The organism is Streptomyces sp. NPDC055749, assembly GCF_053617235.1.
The window spans coordinates 1-15,724 of the sequence record NZ_JBSHFH010000018.1 but is presented as its reverse complement, the minus strand read 5'-3'; the positions used below and the strand labels follow the sequence as shown (position 1 = coordinate 15,724).

The window sequence follows — 15,724 nt, the reverse complement described above, 5'->3', positions numbered from 1 at the left end:
CGGGTCCCGTCAGCCGCCGTACTGCGGAGTGCTGTCCTGCGGAGCGCCGCCCTGCTGGGGTACGGCGGCGGCCTCGGCCAGGACCGGGCCCAGGTTCTCCGTCCGGATCCGCCGGTCGACGTAGAGCAGACCGTTCACCAGCGGCGGGAACGTCGACGAGACGATCTGGGCGACCATCTGCCCGAGCACCATCGCCACCATGTAGCCGCTCATCGCGATGATCACGGCGGCGGGGCTCGGGTCGGAGTCCAGGTCCGCGGTGCTGATCATGCCCGGGAACATACCGAGGACCGAGAACGGCATCTGGATGATGTAGGCGGCGACGGAGGTCATGACGCCCGCCAGCAGCGAGATCCCGAACACCCGCCACCAGTCGCCGCGCACCAGCTGGGACGAGCGGCGCAGCGCCCCGACCGGGCCCTGCCCCTCGAAGACCACGGCCGCCGGGGCGAGGGAGAACTTCACCCACAGCCAGAGCGCCGCCGGCGCCGTGAGCAGGGCGCACAGTGCGCCGAGCGACATCACGGTGAGGGCGCCGGAATTGCTGTCGAGGGTGATGAAGGCGGTCATCATGGCGATGAAGGCGACCATGGCGAGACCGATGGGGACGACCGCGATCAGAGCCGTGAGGAGCACGGTGCCGATCAGGGCGGGCAGGCGTGCCCAGGAGCGCCGGAACACGGTCGCGAAGGTGACCCGCCGGCCCAGCACCGCGTCCTGGAGGATCGCCGGGACGGCCCCGTACATCAGGGCGGAGGCGAGCATCATGACGACGATGCCGAGCAGTGCGACGACACCGAAGGCGATGATGAGCGGTACGTAGTCCGAGGAGGCGGGCTCCTCGTCCGACGAGAGCGCCACGAGGCGTTCCAGGTGGTCGCCGACGGCGGAGTACGCGACGGCCAGGGCCGCCGCCATCACGAGCACGGCGCCGCCGTACAGCGCGAGGCCCATCCCGAACAGCTGCTTCCAGTACCGCCCCATCGTGGCGAAGGCGCCGCTCAGGATGTCCCCGAGCCTCAGCGGTACGAGAGGTATCACTCCGGGCTTCGGCGGCGGCATCCAGCCACCCCATCCGGGAGGCCCTGGAGGACCGCCGTACGGTCCGCCACCGCCGTACGGCGAGCCCCCGATATGTGCGCCTCCGTATGCGCCGCCGCCCCACCCTGCGTCCTGCGACACTGCTTCTCCGTCGTGTTGTTGTTCGTACAGTCGTCCGATGTACCGGTCGGGACACCGTAGCGTCCCGGCCACCCGGCCTCCTGACGTCCGCCGGTCACGATCCGGCTGCCGAGTCCTCCTCCGCTGCGCGGCCGGCACCCTCACGGACCACGGCCAGCGCCGTACGTACGCTCGCCTCGATGTCCGCGATCGGGTACAGCGCCTCGCGGACCGTGCGGTCCCGGTCCACGACCAGGGTCAGCCGCTTGAGCCGGCTGACCCCCGCCGCCCGGAACGTCGGCAGGCGCAGCGCCGCCGTCAGAGCCAGTCCGGCGTCGGAGAGCAGCGGGAAGCGCAGCCCCTCCGCTTCCGCGAACGCCCGCTGTTCGTCCGGGCGTTGGGTGGACACCCCGTGCAGCGTGGCACCGGCCGCCGTGAACTCGGCCAGCTGGTCCCGGTACGTACACGATTCGAGGGTGCAGCCGCGCGCGCCCGGGATCTCGCCCCAGCCCGGCGGGTAGGAGTCCGCGCGGGCGTACGCGCCGGGGAAGCAGTACAGGACGGTGTACGGGGTGTCGGCGACCGGATCGCGCAACTCGCCCTCATCGTCCAGGAGTTGAAGTTCCGGCAGGCGAGTCCCCACCAGGGCGTGGACCCGTGCGGCCTCCTTGGATGCCCCGGCCGTTGTCGCCATCGTCTCGCCTTCTCCCGACACCCAGGCGTCGCCCCAGTCCTGGAGCGCGATGAGAACAGGAAGCAGTGCGCGTCCGCGTGACGTGAGCCGGTACTCGTACCGCACCGGCCGGTCCTGATAGGGCTCGCGGGACAGCACGTCCGCGTCGACGAGCAGCCGCAGCCGCTCGGTGAGCACCTTGCGGGACACGCCGAGTTCCTGCTGGAGCGCGTCGAAGCGGTGCACCCCGCGTGCCGTGTCGCGCACGATCAGCAGGGTCCACCAGTCGCCGACGACGTCGAGGGCCTGGGCGATGGCGCAGTCGGCGTCGGCCAGGCTCGTTCGCTGGGGCATGGCGTGTCCTCTTCCGTTCCTGCTTCCTGCTTCATTTCCCGGGTCATCTGTATGTGTACTCGGTTGACCTGCGAAAAGCATGCTGCCATAGTCCGTTCCCAAGGGGAACTCGCTTGGGGCGCCCCCGTGGGGAGGGGCGGTTCGGAATGAGGATGCCGGGGATGCCGGGGATGCTGCGGGATGTGCCGAGGACCGTGCGGCTCCTGGCGTTCGGCGCGTTCCTCAACAGCGTCGTCAGCTTCACCTTCGTCTACCTGTTCGTCTATCTGACCGGCCCGCGCGGACTGTCCGTCACCCAGGCCGGTCTGATCAGCGGCATCGGCGGAATCGGCCTGGTCGCGGGGAACTTCACCGGCGGCTGGTTCGGCGACAGATACGGCCACCGCCGGATGCTCCTGCTGGGGGCCTGTGTCGGCGGCGCCGCGCTCGTCACCCTTCCCGTGCTGCCGATCGCCGCCCTGTACGCGGTGCTGCCGCTCGCCGAGTACGCCTCCGGAGTCGTACGGGCCGCGAACTCCGCGCTCGTCGCGGTGTCCGTCCCCGAGGGGAGCCGCCGTCAGGGCTTCGCCCTCACCCGCTTCGCCTCGAACGGCGGCTTCACCGTCGGGCCGCCGCTCGGAGCGCTGATCGCCGCACGGTTCTCCTACGACTGGCTCTTCCTCGTCGACGGCCTCGGCACGCTCCTCTTCGCCGCGTACACGGCCAAGGTGCTCCCGGCCCGTGGGACCGCCCACAGCAGGCCCGTGCACGATCCGGCCGCGCCCGGCCTCCGGCGCGCACTGCTGGCCAGGCCGGCCGTGCTGGTGCTGCTCGCCGCGATCGTCTGTGTCGACCTCGTGTACCGGCAGATGTTCTCCACCCTGCCGGTGTTCCTCACCGACCACGGCCGGAGCACCCAGTTCTACGGCTGGCTGCTCGCCATCAACGGCGGCGTCATCCTCTGCCTCGAACTGCCGGCCGCGCACGCGCTGCGCAAACGGGCGCCGCTGTCCATCGTGGGGACCGGCCTGCTGCTCGTGGGGGCCGGTTACGCCGCACTGATTCCCGGCGCGGGGGCGCTGTTCGCCGTCACCATGATGGTGTCGCTGACCGCGGGGGAGATCCTGTACAAGACCACGGCCACCGCGTACGTCGCCGACCAGGCGCCCGCCCACGCGCAGGGCACGTTCCAGAGTCTGTACGCGGGGGCCTCGATCAGCGGCCAGGTGCTGGCACCGCCGCTCGGAGGCGCGCTGTACGCGACCGCGCCCGCACTGCTCTGGCCGGTCTGCGCGGTGCTCGCGGGCGGTGCGGGGGTTGCCGTGCTGGCCGCGAGGCGACTGCGTGAACCCGGGAGGCCGCCGCGGGCGGCGGGGGCCGGCCGTGCGGTGGGCCCGGACGTTGAGACCGGTTCGCCCGCGCGGCCTCCGGCCGGTTAGGTTCTGGTCATGACCGACACGACTTCCCAGGCTTCCTCCCGCACCACCGGCGCCGTCGCCGCCGGCCTCGCCACCATCGCCGGTGACGGCACCGTCCTCGACACCTGGTTCCCCGCCCCCGAGCTCGTGGCCGAGCCCGGCCCGGCCGGTACGCAGCGCCTCACGCCCGACGAGGCCGTGAACCGGCTCGGCGAGGGCGCCGCCAAGGCCATTGGCGTGGACGCCCGCCGTGGTGTGGAGGTCGTGGCCGTCGCCACGGTCATCTCCTCGCTGGACGACAAGCCGCTCGACGCGCACGACGCGTACCTGCGTCTGCACCTGCTCTCCCACCGTCTCGTCCAGCCGCACGGGCAGAACCTCGACGGCGTCTTCGGCCTCCTCGCCAACGTCGCCTGGACCTCGCTCGGTCCGGTCGCCGTCGACGAGCTGGAGACGGTCCGGCTGAACGCCCGCGCGGAGGGTCTGCACCTCCAGGTGACCTCGGTGGACAAGTTCCCGCGGATGACGGACTACGTCGCGCCCAAGGGTGTACGGATCGCCGACGCGGACCGTGTCCGGCTCGGCGCGCACCTCGCGTCCGGCACGACCGTCATGCACGAGGGCTTCGTCAACTTCAACGCGGGCACGCTCGGCACGTCGATGGTCGAGGGCCGCATCTCCGCGGGCGTCGTCGTCGGCGACGGCTCCGACATCGGCGGCGGCGCGTCCACGATGGGCACGCTCTCCGGCGGCGGCAACGTCCGCATCACGATCGGCGAGCGCTGCCTGGTCGGCGCGGAGGCGGGCGTCGGGATCGCGCTGGGCGACGAGTGCGTCGTCGAGGCCGGGCTGTACGTCACGGCGGGCACGCGCGTCACGATGCCCGACGGCCAGGTGGTCAAGGCCCGTGAGCTCTCCGGCGCCTCGAACATCCTCTTCCGCCGCAACTCGGTGACCGGCACGGTCGAGGCCCGCCCGAACAACGCGGTATGGGGCGGCCTCAACGAGATCCTGCACCACCACAACTAGGACGGCGGCCGGTTGGCTGTTGGTCCTCGATCGCCGGGAAGGCTTGATCTTCAAGCCTTCCCGGCGATCAGCTTCTCGTGGGCCCTTCGCAGGGTGTCCGCCGCTTCCTGCCCGGCGGGCTGCAGGGGTTCGCGGACCGGGCCCGCGTTCAGCAGGGCCTTGGCCGTCACCGTTCCGGGCAGGCCGGATGCCATCATCAGCTCGACCAGTTCGATGGTGCGTTCATTGAGCCGGGCGGCCTCCGCGGTGTCCCCGGCGTCGAACGCGTCCAGTGCGGCCCGCATCTGGCGCGGTGCCACGTTGGCGACCGTACTCACATAGCCCGCGCCGCCCAGTGCGTACAGCGGCAGGTTCAGTTCCTCGCAGCCCGAGTAGTAGGCGAGCGAGGTCCTCGACATCACCTTCGTGGCGCCGAGCAGGTCGTAGCTGCAGTCCTTGACGGCCACGATGCGAGGATGTTCCGCCAGTCGCAGCAGGGTCTCCGGTTCGATCCTGGTGCCCGTGCGGCCGGGGATGTCGTACAGCATCAGCGGAATGCCCACGGCGTCCGCGACGCGCGCGAAGTACGCCTCCACGGCGGCCTGCGGCGGCCGGCTGTAGTACGGCGTCACCACCAACAGGCCGTCCGCGCCCGCCTCTTCGGCCTCCTGTGCCAGCCGCACCGTCTGACGGGTGTCCGGGCTGCCGACGCCCGCGATGAGCGGGACCGCGTCACCGACCGCTTCCCGTACCGCCCGCAGCAGCGCGGTCTTCTCGCCGTCGGTCGTGGTGGGCGACTCACCCGTCGTGCCGCTCAGTACGAACCCGTCGCATCCCTCGGAGACCAGAAGGGATGCGTGCCGGGCGGCCGTGTCCAGGTCCAGTCCGCCGGTGGCGGTGAAGGGCGTGACCATGGCGCAGAGGGCGCGGCCGAAGGGGGTGGTGGGTGTCATGTTCGTAGTCTCGGCCCTTGGATCGTGAAGGTCTACTTAGTTCTTCTTCGGGTGAGGGTGTAGAGGTACTGAACATTTGCCCTCTTGACCTCAAGCGCACTTGACCTACGAGGGTGGTGAACACGGGAGCGCCGCAGGGGTGCACCGAGAAGGGATCACCACCATGTCCGTGCGGTTCGTCTCCCGGCCCGACCTCACCCGTTCCGACGCCGGGATCGCCAAAGCGAGCACCTGGGACGTCGGCACACCCGAGCGGCAGCGACAGACGGTCGAGGCCATCCGCGAGGCGTGGGGCAGCCGCGACTGGCCGCACCCCGGGCTGCTCTCGTACACCGTCCACACCGGGGAGGACGGGAAGACCCTGCTGCACTACTCGCAGTGGTCCGGGGAGGAGAGCTACCGCGCCTTCGTCGCCGACGCCCGGGACGAGCGGAACGCGGAGATCGACGCCGCAGTGCCCGGCATCGAGCGGCTCGGGTTGCATACGTTCGAGCTCTACCGCTCCACGCCGCCGCGGGACGGCGAGGCGCGCGAGCCGGGGTGCGTCGTGACCGTCGACGTCGAGTTCGACGGGCCAGACCCGGCACGCCAACGGGACTGGGTGGACGCGGTGTTCGAGGCGCTGGGCACCGATACGGGCCTTCCTCCTGGCGGCATCTCCGGCCACTTCCACCTCGGGACGGACGGGACCCGTGTCCTCAACTACGCGGAATGGGAAAGCGCGCAGGCGCACATCGACGCAGTGGCCGGGCCCGGTGACGGGGTCGGATCCCCGACCCCGCAATGGAAGAGGGTGCAGACCTTCCCCGGTGTGACCGGCGGCGGGGTGAACCGCTACACACCCGCCCTGAGCCTTGTCCCGGCGCCCTGAGCCTCGTCCCGGGTGGCATGGGATGAATTGCGTCTAGGCTTGGGCGGCCCTAGCTCCGTAACGTCCCGAGGAGAACCACCTGATGTCCGCAGAGCGCCCCTCCCTGCCGCCGGTGCGGCTGCACTCCGAGGCCGAGCTGGCACGGGACGCGCTCGCCGCTCCGCTGCTCGCCCGTGCCGTCAGGCTCGCCCGCTGGGCCGGACCCGGGACCCGGGTCGGCGCCGGAGGCGAGCTGGTCGAGGCGCAGCTGCCCGCGGCGGCCGAGCACCTGGGCCTCGACGCCGACGAGGACGGTGCCGCGTACGCCAGTGAGGCGTGGCGCCTCGCCGTCGACACCGGGCTCCTGGACGTCGAGGACCCGGCGGACACCGAGGACGGGGAGCCGGTGGACGGGGAGGCGGAGGGCACTGTCTCCGTCGGCGAGAACCTGGCCCTGCTGACCGGCGGCTCGCCGCAGGACGTGCTCGGCATCTGGCTCGACGGCCTGGAGGCCGTGTACGCCGATGCCACCGCTCCGGCCTTCGACGACTTCGCCGACCTCGTCAACGAGGACGGTTCGATCGACTTCGACGCCCTGGACTGGGACCCGGAGGCGGAGGCGGAGTTCCTCGACGGAGTGCTCGGCAACCTCTACCTGCTCACCGTCTCGGACGCCGGTCCGGGCGAGGGTCCGCTGCCGCTGCCCGCCCTCGCCGCTTCGATGATCGTGCCCGACGACATGGGGGAGCCCACCGACGACGTGCTGGAGCAGGTGTCGGAGGCGATGATGCGCCTCGACGACCAGTTCCGGGTGCTCGAACCCATCGGCATCGTCGAGTACCGGCCGCTGGACGAGACGCTGCTGACCGAGGAAGGCGCGGAGGGCGCGGACGGCACCCTGCCGGCCGACGAGGACGACGTCACCCGCTACGGGATGGTGAAGCTCACCCCGCTCGGCCTGTACGGCGTCCGCGCCCGGATGCTGGAGGCGGGGGTGGACGCTCCCGCGATCGGCGACCTCGCGGAGAAGTGCGCCGAAGAGCTTCTCACCAGCATCGCCTACTACCCCGAGCCCGCCTCCCGCGCCGAGATCGAGCTGTGGCTCGGCCGCCACGGGAGCGCCGGTGCGGTGACGGCCGCGCACGAGCTGCTGAGCGCCTCACGCGGCTCCGACGCGGGCGCGCCGCTGCGCCGGCTGCACTGCCAGCAGGCCCTCGCACTGGCTGGACCCGCGGCGGAGCCCGCCGTGCGCGCGGTGCTCGACGACCCGGAACTGGGCGGTCTCGCGCGGGTCTGGCTCGCCGAGCGGGGTGCGGCCGACGTGCCCGCACCGCCGGAGCCGATGATCTTCTGGCTGGCCGTCGACACGATCGCCGCCCAGCTGGACGCCGACGGTGACCTGGAGGAGCTCCAGGGCCTGGTCGAGGGACTTTCGGGTCAGCACAGCGGCTTCTTCGACGAGGTGTGGCGGGTGGACCACCCGGGGACGGCCGAGGTCCTGGAGGCGATGGGGCGGCTGCACAGCGACAAGAAGGCGGCGAAGGAAGCCCGCAAGGCGGCGTTCAAGGCGCGGTCGAGGAAGAGCGGCTGAGCCCGGGGGAATCGCCGGGCGGCGCCCGGGTGCGCGGACGGACCACCAGGTCACGCACACCCGGGGGCCACAGCTTCACAGGAAGGATGCCGCTCGAAGTCGGACTCCGTTCAACTCCCGTTGGTGCGTGAGGGGCAGCGTGGGCGCGCCAACCACCCGGCCCGTTGTCTCACACAGGAGTCCGCGATGTCCATCAGTCGCAGGGAATTCACCAGAACGTCCGCCCTCACCGGTGCGGGTATCGCCCTCACCGGGGCCGTGGGCACGCTGGCCACCGCGCCCGGCGCTCTCGCCTCCGAGGACGCCACGACCGGCTCGGACAGCGGTCGCGGGCGGGACAGGAAGCCCGGATACGGGCCGCTGCTCCCCGACCCCGACGGCATCCTGGCACTGCCCGCCGGATTCTCGTACCGCGTCATCACGCACAGCGGTGTCACCGAGCTGGAGTCCGGCGAGCCCACGCCCTCCAACCACGACGGCACGGCCGCCTTCGACGGCCCGCGCGGTGTGACGCTGCTCGTCAACAACCACGAGCTCAAGGGCCCCCGCTCGAAATGGCAGTACCCGGTCCCGCTGGCCGAGGGCCTGGTCTACGACCCCGCCGCTGCCGGTGGCTGCACGGTCGTCGAGACCCGCAAGGACGGCCGCACCGCCGAGTGGGTCGGCATCGCCGGTACCTCCACCAACTGCGCGGGCGGCTCCACCGCCTGGGGCACCTGGCTGACCTGCGAGGAGAACTCGGACCGGGCCGGTCAGAACGGGATGACCAAGGACCACGGCTACGTCTTCGAGGTCGACCCCTCCGACCGGCGCGCCAACCGCGACCCCCGCCCGATCAAGGCGTTCGGCCGCTACGACCACGAGGCCGTCGTCATCGACCCGAAGCGCGGTCACGCCTACCTGACCGAGGACGCCTCCGGCCCCAACGGACTCTTCTACCGCTGGGTCCCGCCGCAGGGCTTCGAGCACGGCCGCGGCAAGCTGCGCACCCTCGCCGACGACGCCGGTGTCCTTCAGGCCACCAAGTGCTTCGACAAGGGCGGAAAGTTCGTCGACGACCTGTCCCGTGCCACGGAGATCGGCACGGTGTACGGCGTGGACTGGGTCGACGTACCCGACCGCGACGCGAAGACCGTCCCCGTGCGCAAGCAGTTCGGCCAGCTGGACGTCACCCGGGCCCGCAAGCTCGAAGGCATGTGGTGGGGCGACGGCGGCGCGTACCTCGTCTCCTCGTACGCCCGTGACGAGAGCCCCGTCCACCACGACGGCCAGGTCTGGTTCTACGACCCCAAGCGCCGCACGCTGACGCTGAAGGTGCTTCTGGGCGTCAACCCCGACCCCTCCGTGGACGGCGCGTACGACAGCCCGGACAACATCACCGTCTCGCCGTACGGCGGTCTGGTCATCGCCGAGGACGGCGAGGGCATCCAGCACCTCTTCGGTGCGACGGACAGCGGCCGTACGTACCCGATCGCGCGCAATGAGCTCAACCTCGGCACGGAGGCGGACCCCTCGTACAGCGAGTTCGCCGGTGTCACCTTCTCGCCCGACGGGAAGACGCTCTTCGCCAACATCCAGACGCCCGGAATCCTGCTCGCCATCACCGGTCCCTGGAAGCGCCAGCCGCACCGGCCCGGCACCGCGGGCAGCGCCACCTCGGACTGACCCTCACTGAAAGTCGGCGTGCGGGCACGGTGGGTGGTGAGGTCGTGGGGAGGGGCGGCTCCCGGGTCGGCCACGCCCCGGTGGGAAGCGAGAACCGCCACACCTTCGGGGGGTGTTCGCGGGCGGCATTCCGGATGGCGTCCCTGGTGGCAGCGGGCAGGAGCGCCGGTCGGCACCGGAACGGCTGATTACGAATCCGGCACTACTGCGCCCCCAGGAGTGGTCGGGCATGGCGTCGGGCGCTCCGGAGGCGCATACTCAAGGTAATGAAACAGTCAGCCGGATCCCGGCGTCACCTGCCTTCCAGTCCCTTCAACCGCCCGGCCCAGGCGGCCCCACCGGTCGAATGTTTCGATGTGGGCGACAGGGTGTCGCACGACCAGTTCGGGCTCGGCAGAATCCTCGCTGTCGAGGGCGACAACGATGCAGTCCTCATCGACTTCTCTGGGCGACAGGGGAGGATCCTGAGCCCGTACTCCAAGCTGACCAAGCTCTGAGAAGGAGGACGAGCTCACAAAGCGTCCGCCCGGAGAATCTCCGGACCCGGGGCACCTGAGAGTCATCAGGTGCCCCGGAAGCCGTTTCCGGGCAGGGTCTTTCGGGCCCTATGCCCGTCGCCGGGTTACAGGGACTTGGCGGCGGGCTTCACCATGCCCCGGACGGTGCGCGACTTCACGAACTCGCCCATGCCCGTCATCTCCCACTCGCCGGAGAACTGCTTGATCAGCTTGGCCATCAGCACGCCGGTCTGCGGCTCCGCGCCGGTCAGGTCGAAGCGGACCAGCTCCTCGCCGGTGGCCGCGTCGATCAGCCGGCAGTACGCCTTGGCGACCTCGGTGAACTTCTGGCCGGTGAACGAGTTGACCGTGAACACCAGGCCGGTCGCCTCGGCGGGGATGCGGCCCAGGTCCACGACGATCACCTCGTCGTCACCTGCGCCCTCGCCCGTGAGGTTGTCGCCGGAGTGCTTGATCGCGCCGTTCAGGATGGAGAGCTTGCCGAAGTAGCAGCTGTCCAGGTGATTCCGGTTGGGGCCGTAGGCGATGACGGATGCGTCGAGGTCGATGTCCTTGCCGCGGAACGCGGGCTCCCAGCCGAGGCCCATCTTGACCTGGGAGAGCAGCGGCTTGCCGCCCTTGACCAGGGACACCGTCTGGTTCTTCTGGAGGCTGACGCGGCCCTTGTCGAGGTTGATCTTGCCGGAGCCCGCGGGCGCCGGTGCGGCGGCCGGCGGGGCGGGCGGAGCCGCGGGGGCCGGGGGCGCGATGCGCGGGTCCACGGGGGCGGCCTGCGGGACCGGCGGCGCGACGGGGGCGGCTGCCGGGGCTGCGGGCTCCTCCACCGAGACGCCGAAGTCCGTGGCGATGCCCGCCAGCCCGTTCGCATAGCCCTGGCCGACGGCGCGGGCCTTCCAGGCGCCGTTGCGCAGATAGATCTCGATGACCACGAGCGCTGTCTCGGCACCCAGCCGGGGCGGGGTGAAGGTGGCGAGCGCGGTGCCGTCGTCCGCGTTGCGCACGGTGGCGGTGGGCTCGATGCCCTGGAAGGACTGGCCTGCCGCGTCCGGGCTCGCGGTGACGACGATCTTCTCGATGCCGGGCGGGATCGCCGTGGTGTCCACCACGATCGCGTCGGGCGCCGAGCCGCCGCCGGACCGGTAGGTCACGCCGGTGCCCGTGGGCTGGTTGTAGAAGATGAAGTCGTCGTCGGAGCGCACCTTGCCGTCGGCGGTGAGCAGCAGGCCCGAGACGTCGAGCCGCACGGGAGCGGCGACGTCCACCGCCACGCGGGCGGCGGAGAGAGGGATGTTCGAGCCGGGGGTCATTGCGGTCATGCACGGGGTAACGAACGACCCCGCTTTGCCGTTCCCTTACCTTTAGGCCGACCGGCCGCGAATGCTCCGTACGGGTGCGGCGACCGCCTGTTCCCCGGTCAGTGGGGCCAGATCGGCGGGTCGGTGACGAAGTGGCCGCCGAGGTGGGCGTGCTCGGGGTTGGCGGGGTCCAGTTCGCCCTGTTCGGCGATGAGCTTTTCCGCGTAGGGCTCGGAGTCGTCCTGCGGCTCGTACCCCAGGGACCGGGCCGAGCTCAGGTCCCACCACAGGCGGGTGTTGTCCGAGGAGCCGTAGACGACGGTGTGCCCGACGTCCTCGGCGGTGAGCGCGGCGTGGAGGAGCCGGGCGGCGTCGGCGGGGCTCATCCAGACCGACAGCATCCGTACCGACGTCGGCTCCGCGAAGCAGGAGCCGATGCGCACGGACACCGTCTCCATGCCGTGCCGGTCCCAGTAGAGCTGGGCGAGGTCCTCACCGAAGGACTTGGAGAGCCCGTAGAAGGTGTCGGGGCGGCGTGTGATGCCGACCGGGATCAGCGGGTCGCCCGGGAGTGGGCGGGGGGTGTAGCCGATGGCGTGGTTGGACGAGGCGAACACCATGCGCCGCACGCCCTCTTCGCGTGCGGCCTCGTAGAGGTTGTACGTGCCCTCGATGTTCGCGCGCAGAATCTTGTCGAAAGAGGCTTCCAGGGAGATGCCCGCGAGGTGGATGATCGCGTCGACGCCCCGCACGGCCTCGCGCAGCGCTTCCCTGTCCCCGAGGTCGGCGACGATCGCGTCCGGTTCGCCCTCGACCGGGGCGATGTCGAGGAGCCGGAGCTCGTATCCGTACGCGGGCAGCAGGGCGCGCATCAGGGTGCCGAGACCGCCGGCGGCGCCGGTGAGCAGGACGGTACGGGGAGCGGGCATTCGGGGATCTCCTCGGTGCGGTCGCGGACGTGACAGAGACGCGCGACGCGTCAAATCCATGGATGACATTCACATGCATGGACAAGCTAAGAAGTCGCGGTCGATCGCGTCAAGTGTTTCGTGGGGCGGGTGAGTCCGCCTCCGGCTCGGCGTTCCTGTCTTGACCTGCTCCGGGTGGCTGGCTTAGCGTGGCGCCGTTCATAAATATGGACACTGATCAGAATTGTGCACGCCTGAACCTGCTCAGGGAGCGTCCGTGACCTCAGCCCCCCTTGCCGCCCGGCTCACCCGAGTCGCCGGGCCGCTCTTCTTCCCCGTCACCGCGTACGGGCCGGACGGTGCCATCGACCTCGATGTCTTCCGCACGCATGTGCGCGACGGTATCGACGCCGGCGCCGCCGCGGTCTTCGCATGCTGCGGCACGGGCGAGTTCCACGCGCTGACCCCGGAGGAGTTCGGTCTCCTCGTCGCCGCCGCGGTCGAGGAGACGGCCGGGCGGGTGCCCGTCGTCGCGGGCGCCGGATACGGCACCGCGCTCGCGATCCAGTACGCGAAACTCGCCGAGGAAGCGGGCGCGGACGGACTCCTCGCCATGCCCCCCTACCTCGTCGTCGCCGGTCAGGAAGGGCTGCTGCGCCACTACACGGCGCTCGCCTCCGCCACCGGTCTGGAGACGATCGTCTACCAGCGCGACAACGCCGTCTTCACCCCGGAGACCGTCGTCGCCCTGGCCCGTACGCCCGGAATCATCGGGCTCAAGGACGGCTTCGGCGACCTCGACCTGATGCAGCGCATCATCAGCGCCGTACGCACCGGGCTGCCCGGCCAGGACTTCCTGTACTTCAACGGGCTGCCCACCGCCGAACTCACCGGCCTCGCCTACCGCGGCATCGGCGTCACGCTCTACTCCTCGGCCGTCTTCGCCTTCGCCCCCGATATCGCCCTCGCCTTCTACCGTGCCCTGGACACCGGCGACGACGAGCTGGTCAACGCACTGCTCGACCACTTCTACCGGCCGCTCGTCGAACTGCGCGCCAAGGGCCACGGCTATGCCGTCTCGCTCGTGAAGGCAGCCGTCCGGCTCGGTGGGCTGGACGTCGGCGAGGTGCGCACCCCGCTCACCGAACCGCCCGCCGCCCACATCGAGGAGCTCACCGCGATCATCGCGAGCGGACGCGCCCTGCTGGAGCGGCGCGGGGCCGGGCAGCGCGGAGCGGGGGAGCAGAAGTGAGGACCTCCGCCTTCCTCTACCCCTGGGACGTCGTCGGCGACCCGGACGCGGCGGCGCGCGTCGCCGCCCTCGGCGTCCAGCAGGTCACCCTCGCATCGGCCTACCACTCGACCCGTGCACTGACCCCGCGTCACCCGGGCCGCCGCATCGTCACCGCCGAGCACGCCGCGGTGCTCTACCCGTCGGACGCGGCACGCTGGTCGGGACGCGCGCTGCGGCCGTACGCGCAGTCGTGGGTGCCGGGCGCCGACCCGTACGCGGAGGCGGCGCGGGCGCTGACCGACGCCGGGCTCCAGGTCCACAGCTGGGTCGTCCTCGCGCACAACTCCCGGCTGGGCGCCGAACACCCGGACACCTCGGTGGTCAACGCCTACGGCGACCGCTACCCGTGGGCGCCCTGCATCGCGCAGCGAGCCGTCCGCGCCTACCTGGTGGACCTTGCGGCCGAGGCCGCGGTCCGCGAGGGGACGTACGGCACCGAGCTGGAGTCCTGCGGCTGGTACGGCTTCGCCCACCTGCACGCCCACGACAAGATCGCGGGCGTCGGGCTCGGGGAGGCGGCGCAGTACCTGATGTCGCTCTGCTTCTGCCCGGACTGCCGGGCCGGATACGGCGAGCAGGGCCTGGACGCCGATGAGTTGAGCGCCTCGGTGCGGCGCGCGCTGGAACCGGTCTGGGCCGGTTCCGCCACCGCGGGGGCGGGCTGGTCCGGAGTCGGTGAGCTGCTCGGCGCCGAGGTCGCCGATGCCACACTCCGGTGGCGCGGCCAGGTCGCCCGTACGCTCCAGGAGTCCGCCGTCGCCGCGGTGAGGGAGGCCGCGGGGGCCGGCTTCCAGGTGCTCCTGCACGCCGACCCCGCCGCGTACCGTACGGGCGCCAACGTGGGTGTCGACGCGGGGCACATCCTCTCCGTCGCGGACGGGGTGGTGCTGCCCTGCACCGGTGGTGACGAGGCCTGCGAGGCGGTCCTCGGGCCGTTCGCGGGCGGGACCGGTGTGCTGGCCGCCAACTTCGGTGTCGTCTCCGGGATGGGCGGCAGCCCCGGCACGCTCGTCCGGGACGCCGCGCACGCGGCCTCGCTCGGCGCGAACCAACTGCGGCTCTACCACGCAGGGCTGGCCTCAGGACCGGACCTCGAAGCCGTCGCCGACGCGCTCTCACGCATCGGGCGATGACGGACCGGGCGCGGAGTGCCTGTGCCGCTACCTGGCGGAGCCGGACACAGCGAAGCGGAGGCCTGTTTGATGGATCGCTTGATCGGGCGAAAGGTGTACGGATCCGGCTGGTTTGTACGACCGGCGGACTAATGTCCGGGGCATGAAGGTAGTGGTGCGGGTCAAGTTGCTGCCGACGCCCGTGCAGGCGTCGGCACTTGAGGCGACCCTTACGGCCTGTAATGAGGCTGCGACCTGGGCGGCGTCGGTCGCGTTCGAGAAGAACACCTACCGGAACCTGCCTCTACGCAGGCATACCTACCAGGAGGTCAAGACTCGGTGGGGCCTGGGTGCGCAGGCCGCCCAGCATGCGGTCAAGAAGGCCTGCGATGCCTACACCGCCCTGCAGGCGAACCTCCGCACCGGTCGCTACGGCCGGCCCGGCTCCAAACGCCACACCCGCGCCTCCGGCAAACCGATCGCCTTCCGCCCGCAGGCGGCGGTGCCGTACGACGACCGGATGCTGTCCTGGCAGCACGAGCGGCGCACGGTGTCGATCTGGACCACCGCCGGGCGGTTGAAGCACGTCGCCTTCATGGGGCAGGCCGGGCAGTTGGAGGTCCTGGCCCGGCACCGGCAGGGTGAGTCGGACCTGGTGCGGCAGGGTGGTGCATGGTTCCTGATCGCGACCTGCGAGATCCCCGCAGCCACCCTCAACGCTCACCCGGTCGCGTTCATCGGGGTGGATCTGGGCATCGTGAACATCGCCGCCACCAGCGACGGCACCCGACACTCGGGCCGCCGCATCAACCGTAAACGGGCCAACGACCGGGTACTGCGGGCCAAACTACAGAAGAAGAACACCAAGTCCGCGAAACGGCGGGCGAAGAGGTACGCGGGCCGCGAGGCCCGCCGCAACAAGGACATCAACCACAAGATCTCGAA

14 protein-coding genes are annotated in these 15,724 nt (G+C 71.0%); 9 read left to right on the top strand and 5 right to left on the bottom strand.

What is annotated here, in order from left to right; all coding sequences use genetic code 11:
* Positions 1 to 9: 9 nt before the first annotated feature.
* Together ACWGO0_RS16000 and ACWGO0_RS15995 are read right to left on the bottom strand one after the other, a co-directional pair.
* Complete coding sequence (locus tag ACWGO0_RS16000) at positions 10 to 1,062, bottom strand: DUF7847 domain-containing protein (RefSeq protein WP_453534152.1); 1,053 nt, start codon at positions 1,060 to 1,062, stop codon at positions 10 to 12.
* Positions 1,063 to 1,276: 214 nt separating this feature from the next.
* Positions 1,277 to 2,188: a winged helix-turn-helix transcriptional regulator gene (locus ACWGO0_RS15995; RefSeq protein ID WP_453534149.1), complete on the bottom strand. Its 912-nt coding sequence runs from the start codon at positions 2,186 to 2,188 to the stop codon at positions 1,277 to 1,279.
* 152 nt (positions 2,189 to 2,340) lie between these two features.
* On the opposite strand from ACWGO0_RS15995, the gene ACWGO0_RS15990 reads away from it, so the two are divergent.
* Both ACWGO0_RS15990 and dapD read left to right on the top strand, forming a co-directional pair.
* A complete protein-coding gene (locus ACWGO0_RS15990) occupies positions 2,341 to 3,606 on the top strand; it encodes an MFS transporter (protein WP_453534426.1) in 1,266 nt (421 codons plus the stop codon).
* A 9-nt stretch (positions 3,607 to 3,615) separates the two neighbouring features.
* Positions 3,616 to 4,614: a 2,3,4,5-tetrahydropyridine-2,6-dicarboxylate N-succinyltransferase gene (gene dapD / locus ACWGO0_RS15985; protein ID WP_453534146.1), complete on the top strand. Its 999-nt coding sequence runs from the start codon at positions 3,616 to 3,618 to the stop codon at positions 4,612 to 4,614.
* 50 nt (positions 4,615 to 4,664) lie between these two features.
* On the opposite strand, the gene dapA is transcribed toward dapD, so the two are convergent.
* The gene (gene dapA, locus ACWGO0_RS15980) at positions 4,665 to 5,546 is read right to left on the bottom strand and encodes a 4-hydroxy-tetrahydrodipicolinate synthase (protein ID WP_453534143.1); all 882 of its coding nucleotides are present in this window, start codon (positions 5,544 to 5,546) and stop codon (positions 4,665 to 4,667) included.
* A 163-nt stretch (positions 5,547 to 5,709) separates the two neighbouring features.
* Between dapA and ACWGO0_RS15975 the strand changes: the two genes are divergently transcribed.
* The 4 genes from ACWGO0_RS15975 (at position 5,710) to ACWGO0_RS15960 (ending at position 10,149) form a co-directional block, all read left to right on the top strand.
* Complete coding sequence (locus tag ACWGO0_RS15975) at positions 5,710 to 6,417, top strand: antibiotic biosynthesis monooxygenase (protein WP_453534140.1); 708 nt, start codon at positions 5,710 to 5,712, stop codon at positions 6,415 to 6,417.
* Between the two features lie 82 nt (positions 6,418 to 6,499).
* A complete protein-coding gene (locus ACWGO0_RS15970) occupies positions 6,500 to 7,987 on the top strand; it encodes a hypothetical protein (RefSeq protein ID WP_453534138.1) in 1,488 nt (495 codons plus the stop codon).
* Between the two features lie 186 nt (positions 7,988 to 8,173).
* The gene (locus ACWGO0_RS15965; protein WP_453534135.1) at positions 8,174 to 9,652 is read left to right on the top strand and encodes an alkaline phosphatase PhoX; all 1,479 of its coding nucleotides are present in this window, start codon (positions 8,174 to 8,176) and stop codon (positions 9,650 to 9,652) included.
* A 266-nt stretch (positions 9,653 to 9,918) separates the two neighbouring features.
* Positions 9,919 to 10,149 carry a hypothetical protein gene (locus ACWGO0_RS15960; protein ID WP_073720249.1) on the top strand — a complete coding sequence of 77 codons (231 nt, stop codon included), beginning with the start codon at positions 9,919 to 9,921 and terminating at the stop codon, positions 10,147 to 10,149.
* A gap of 125 nt (positions 10,150 to 10,274) precedes the next feature.
* Here ACWGO0_RS15960 and ACWGO0_RS15955 read toward each other — a convergent pair whose 3' ends face one another.
* Positions 10,275 to 11,486 (bottom strand): TerD family protein, encoded by a 1,212-nt coding sequence (locus tag ACWGO0_RS15955; RefSeq protein WP_453534132.1) that lies wholly within the window; start codon positions 11,484 to 11,486, stop codon positions 10,275 to 10,277.
* A 98-nt stretch (positions 11,487 to 11,584) separates the two neighbouring features.
* On the bottom strand, positions 11,585 to 12,394 hold the full coding sequence (locus tag ACWGO0_RS15950) for an NAD-dependent epimerase/dehydratase family protein (protein WP_453534129.1): 810 nt from the start codon (positions 12,392 to 12,394) through the stop codon (positions 11,585 to 11,587).
* A gap of 256 nt (positions 12,395 to 12,650) precedes the next feature.
* On the opposite strand from ACWGO0_RS15950, the gene ACWGO0_RS15945 reads away from it, so the two are divergent.
* The 3 genes from ACWGO0_RS15945 to ACWGO0_RS15935 form a co-directional block, all read left to right on the top strand.
* Positions 12,651 to 13,625 carry a 5-dehydro-4-deoxyglucarate dehydratase gene (locus tag ACWGO0_RS15945; RefSeq protein ID WP_453534126.1) on the top strand — a complete coding sequence of 325 codons (975 nt, stop codon included), beginning with the start codon at positions 12,651 to 12,653 and terminating at the stop codon, positions 13,623 to 13,625.
* Positions 13,622 to 14,800, top strand: a complete 1,179-nt coding sequence (locus tag ACWGO0_RS15940; RefSeq protein WP_453534123.1) for a hypothetical protein — start codon at positions 13,622 to 13,624, stop codon at positions 14,798 to 14,800. Before ACWGO0_RS15945 ends, ACWGO0_RS15940 begins: the two co-directional genes overlap by 4 nt.
* A gap of 142 nt (positions 14,801 to 14,942) precedes the next feature.
* A partial coding sequence (locus tag ACWGO0_RS15935) for a transposase (protein WP_453534120.1) occupies positions 14,943 to 15,724 on the top strand: 782 nt, incomplete at its 3' end.

What these genes read in the sequence shown, in the direction of transcription:
- ACWGO0_RS16000 (WP_453534152.1), bottom strand. Translation starts at nt 1,062, where the DNA reads ATGCCGCCGCCGAAGCCCGGAGTGATACCTCTCGTACCGCTGAGGCTC.
- ACWGO0_RS15995 (WP_453534149.1), bottom strand. Translation starts at nt 2,188, where the DNA reads ATGCCCCAGCGAACGAGCCTGGCCGACGCCGACTGCGCCATCGCCCAG.
- ACWGO0_RS15990 (WP_453534426.1), top strand. Translation starts at nt 2,341, where the DNA reads ATGCCGGGGATGCCGGGGATGCTGCGGGATGTGCCGAGGACCGTGCGG.
- dapD (WP_453534146.1), top strand. Translation starts at nt 3,616, where the DNA reads ATGACCGACACGACTTCCCAGGCTTCCTCCCGCACCACCGGCGCCGTC.
- dapA (WP_453534143.1), bottom strand. Translation starts at nt 5,546, where the DNA reads ATGACACCCACCACCCCCTTCGGCCGCGCCCTCTGCGCCATGGTCACG.
- ACWGO0_RS15975 (WP_453534140.1), top strand. Translation starts at nt 5,710, where the DNA reads ATGTCCGTGCGGTTCGTCTCCCGGCCCGACCTCACCCGTTCCGACGCC.
- ACWGO0_RS15970 (WP_453534138.1), top strand. Translation starts at nt 6,500, where the DNA reads ATGTCCGCAGAGCGCCCCTCCCTGCCGCCGGTGCGGCTGCACTCCGAG.
- ACWGO0_RS15965 (WP_453534135.1), top strand. Translation starts at nt 8,174, where the DNA reads ATGTCCATCAGTCGCAGGGAATTCACCAGAACGTCCGCCCTCACCGGT.
- ACWGO0_RS15960 (WP_073720249.1), top strand. Translation starts at nt 9,919, where the DNA reads ATGAAACAGTCAGCCGGATCCCGGCGTCACCTGCCTTCCAGTCCCTTC.
- ACWGO0_RS15955 (WP_453534132.1), bottom strand. Translation starts at nt 11,486, where the DNA reads ATGACCGCAATGACCCCCGGCTCGAACATCCCTCTCTCCGCCGCCCGC.
- ACWGO0_RS15950 (WP_453534129.1), bottom strand. Translation starts at nt 12,394, where the DNA reads ATGCCCGCTCCCCGTACCGTCCTGCTCACCGGCGCCGCCGGCGGTCTC.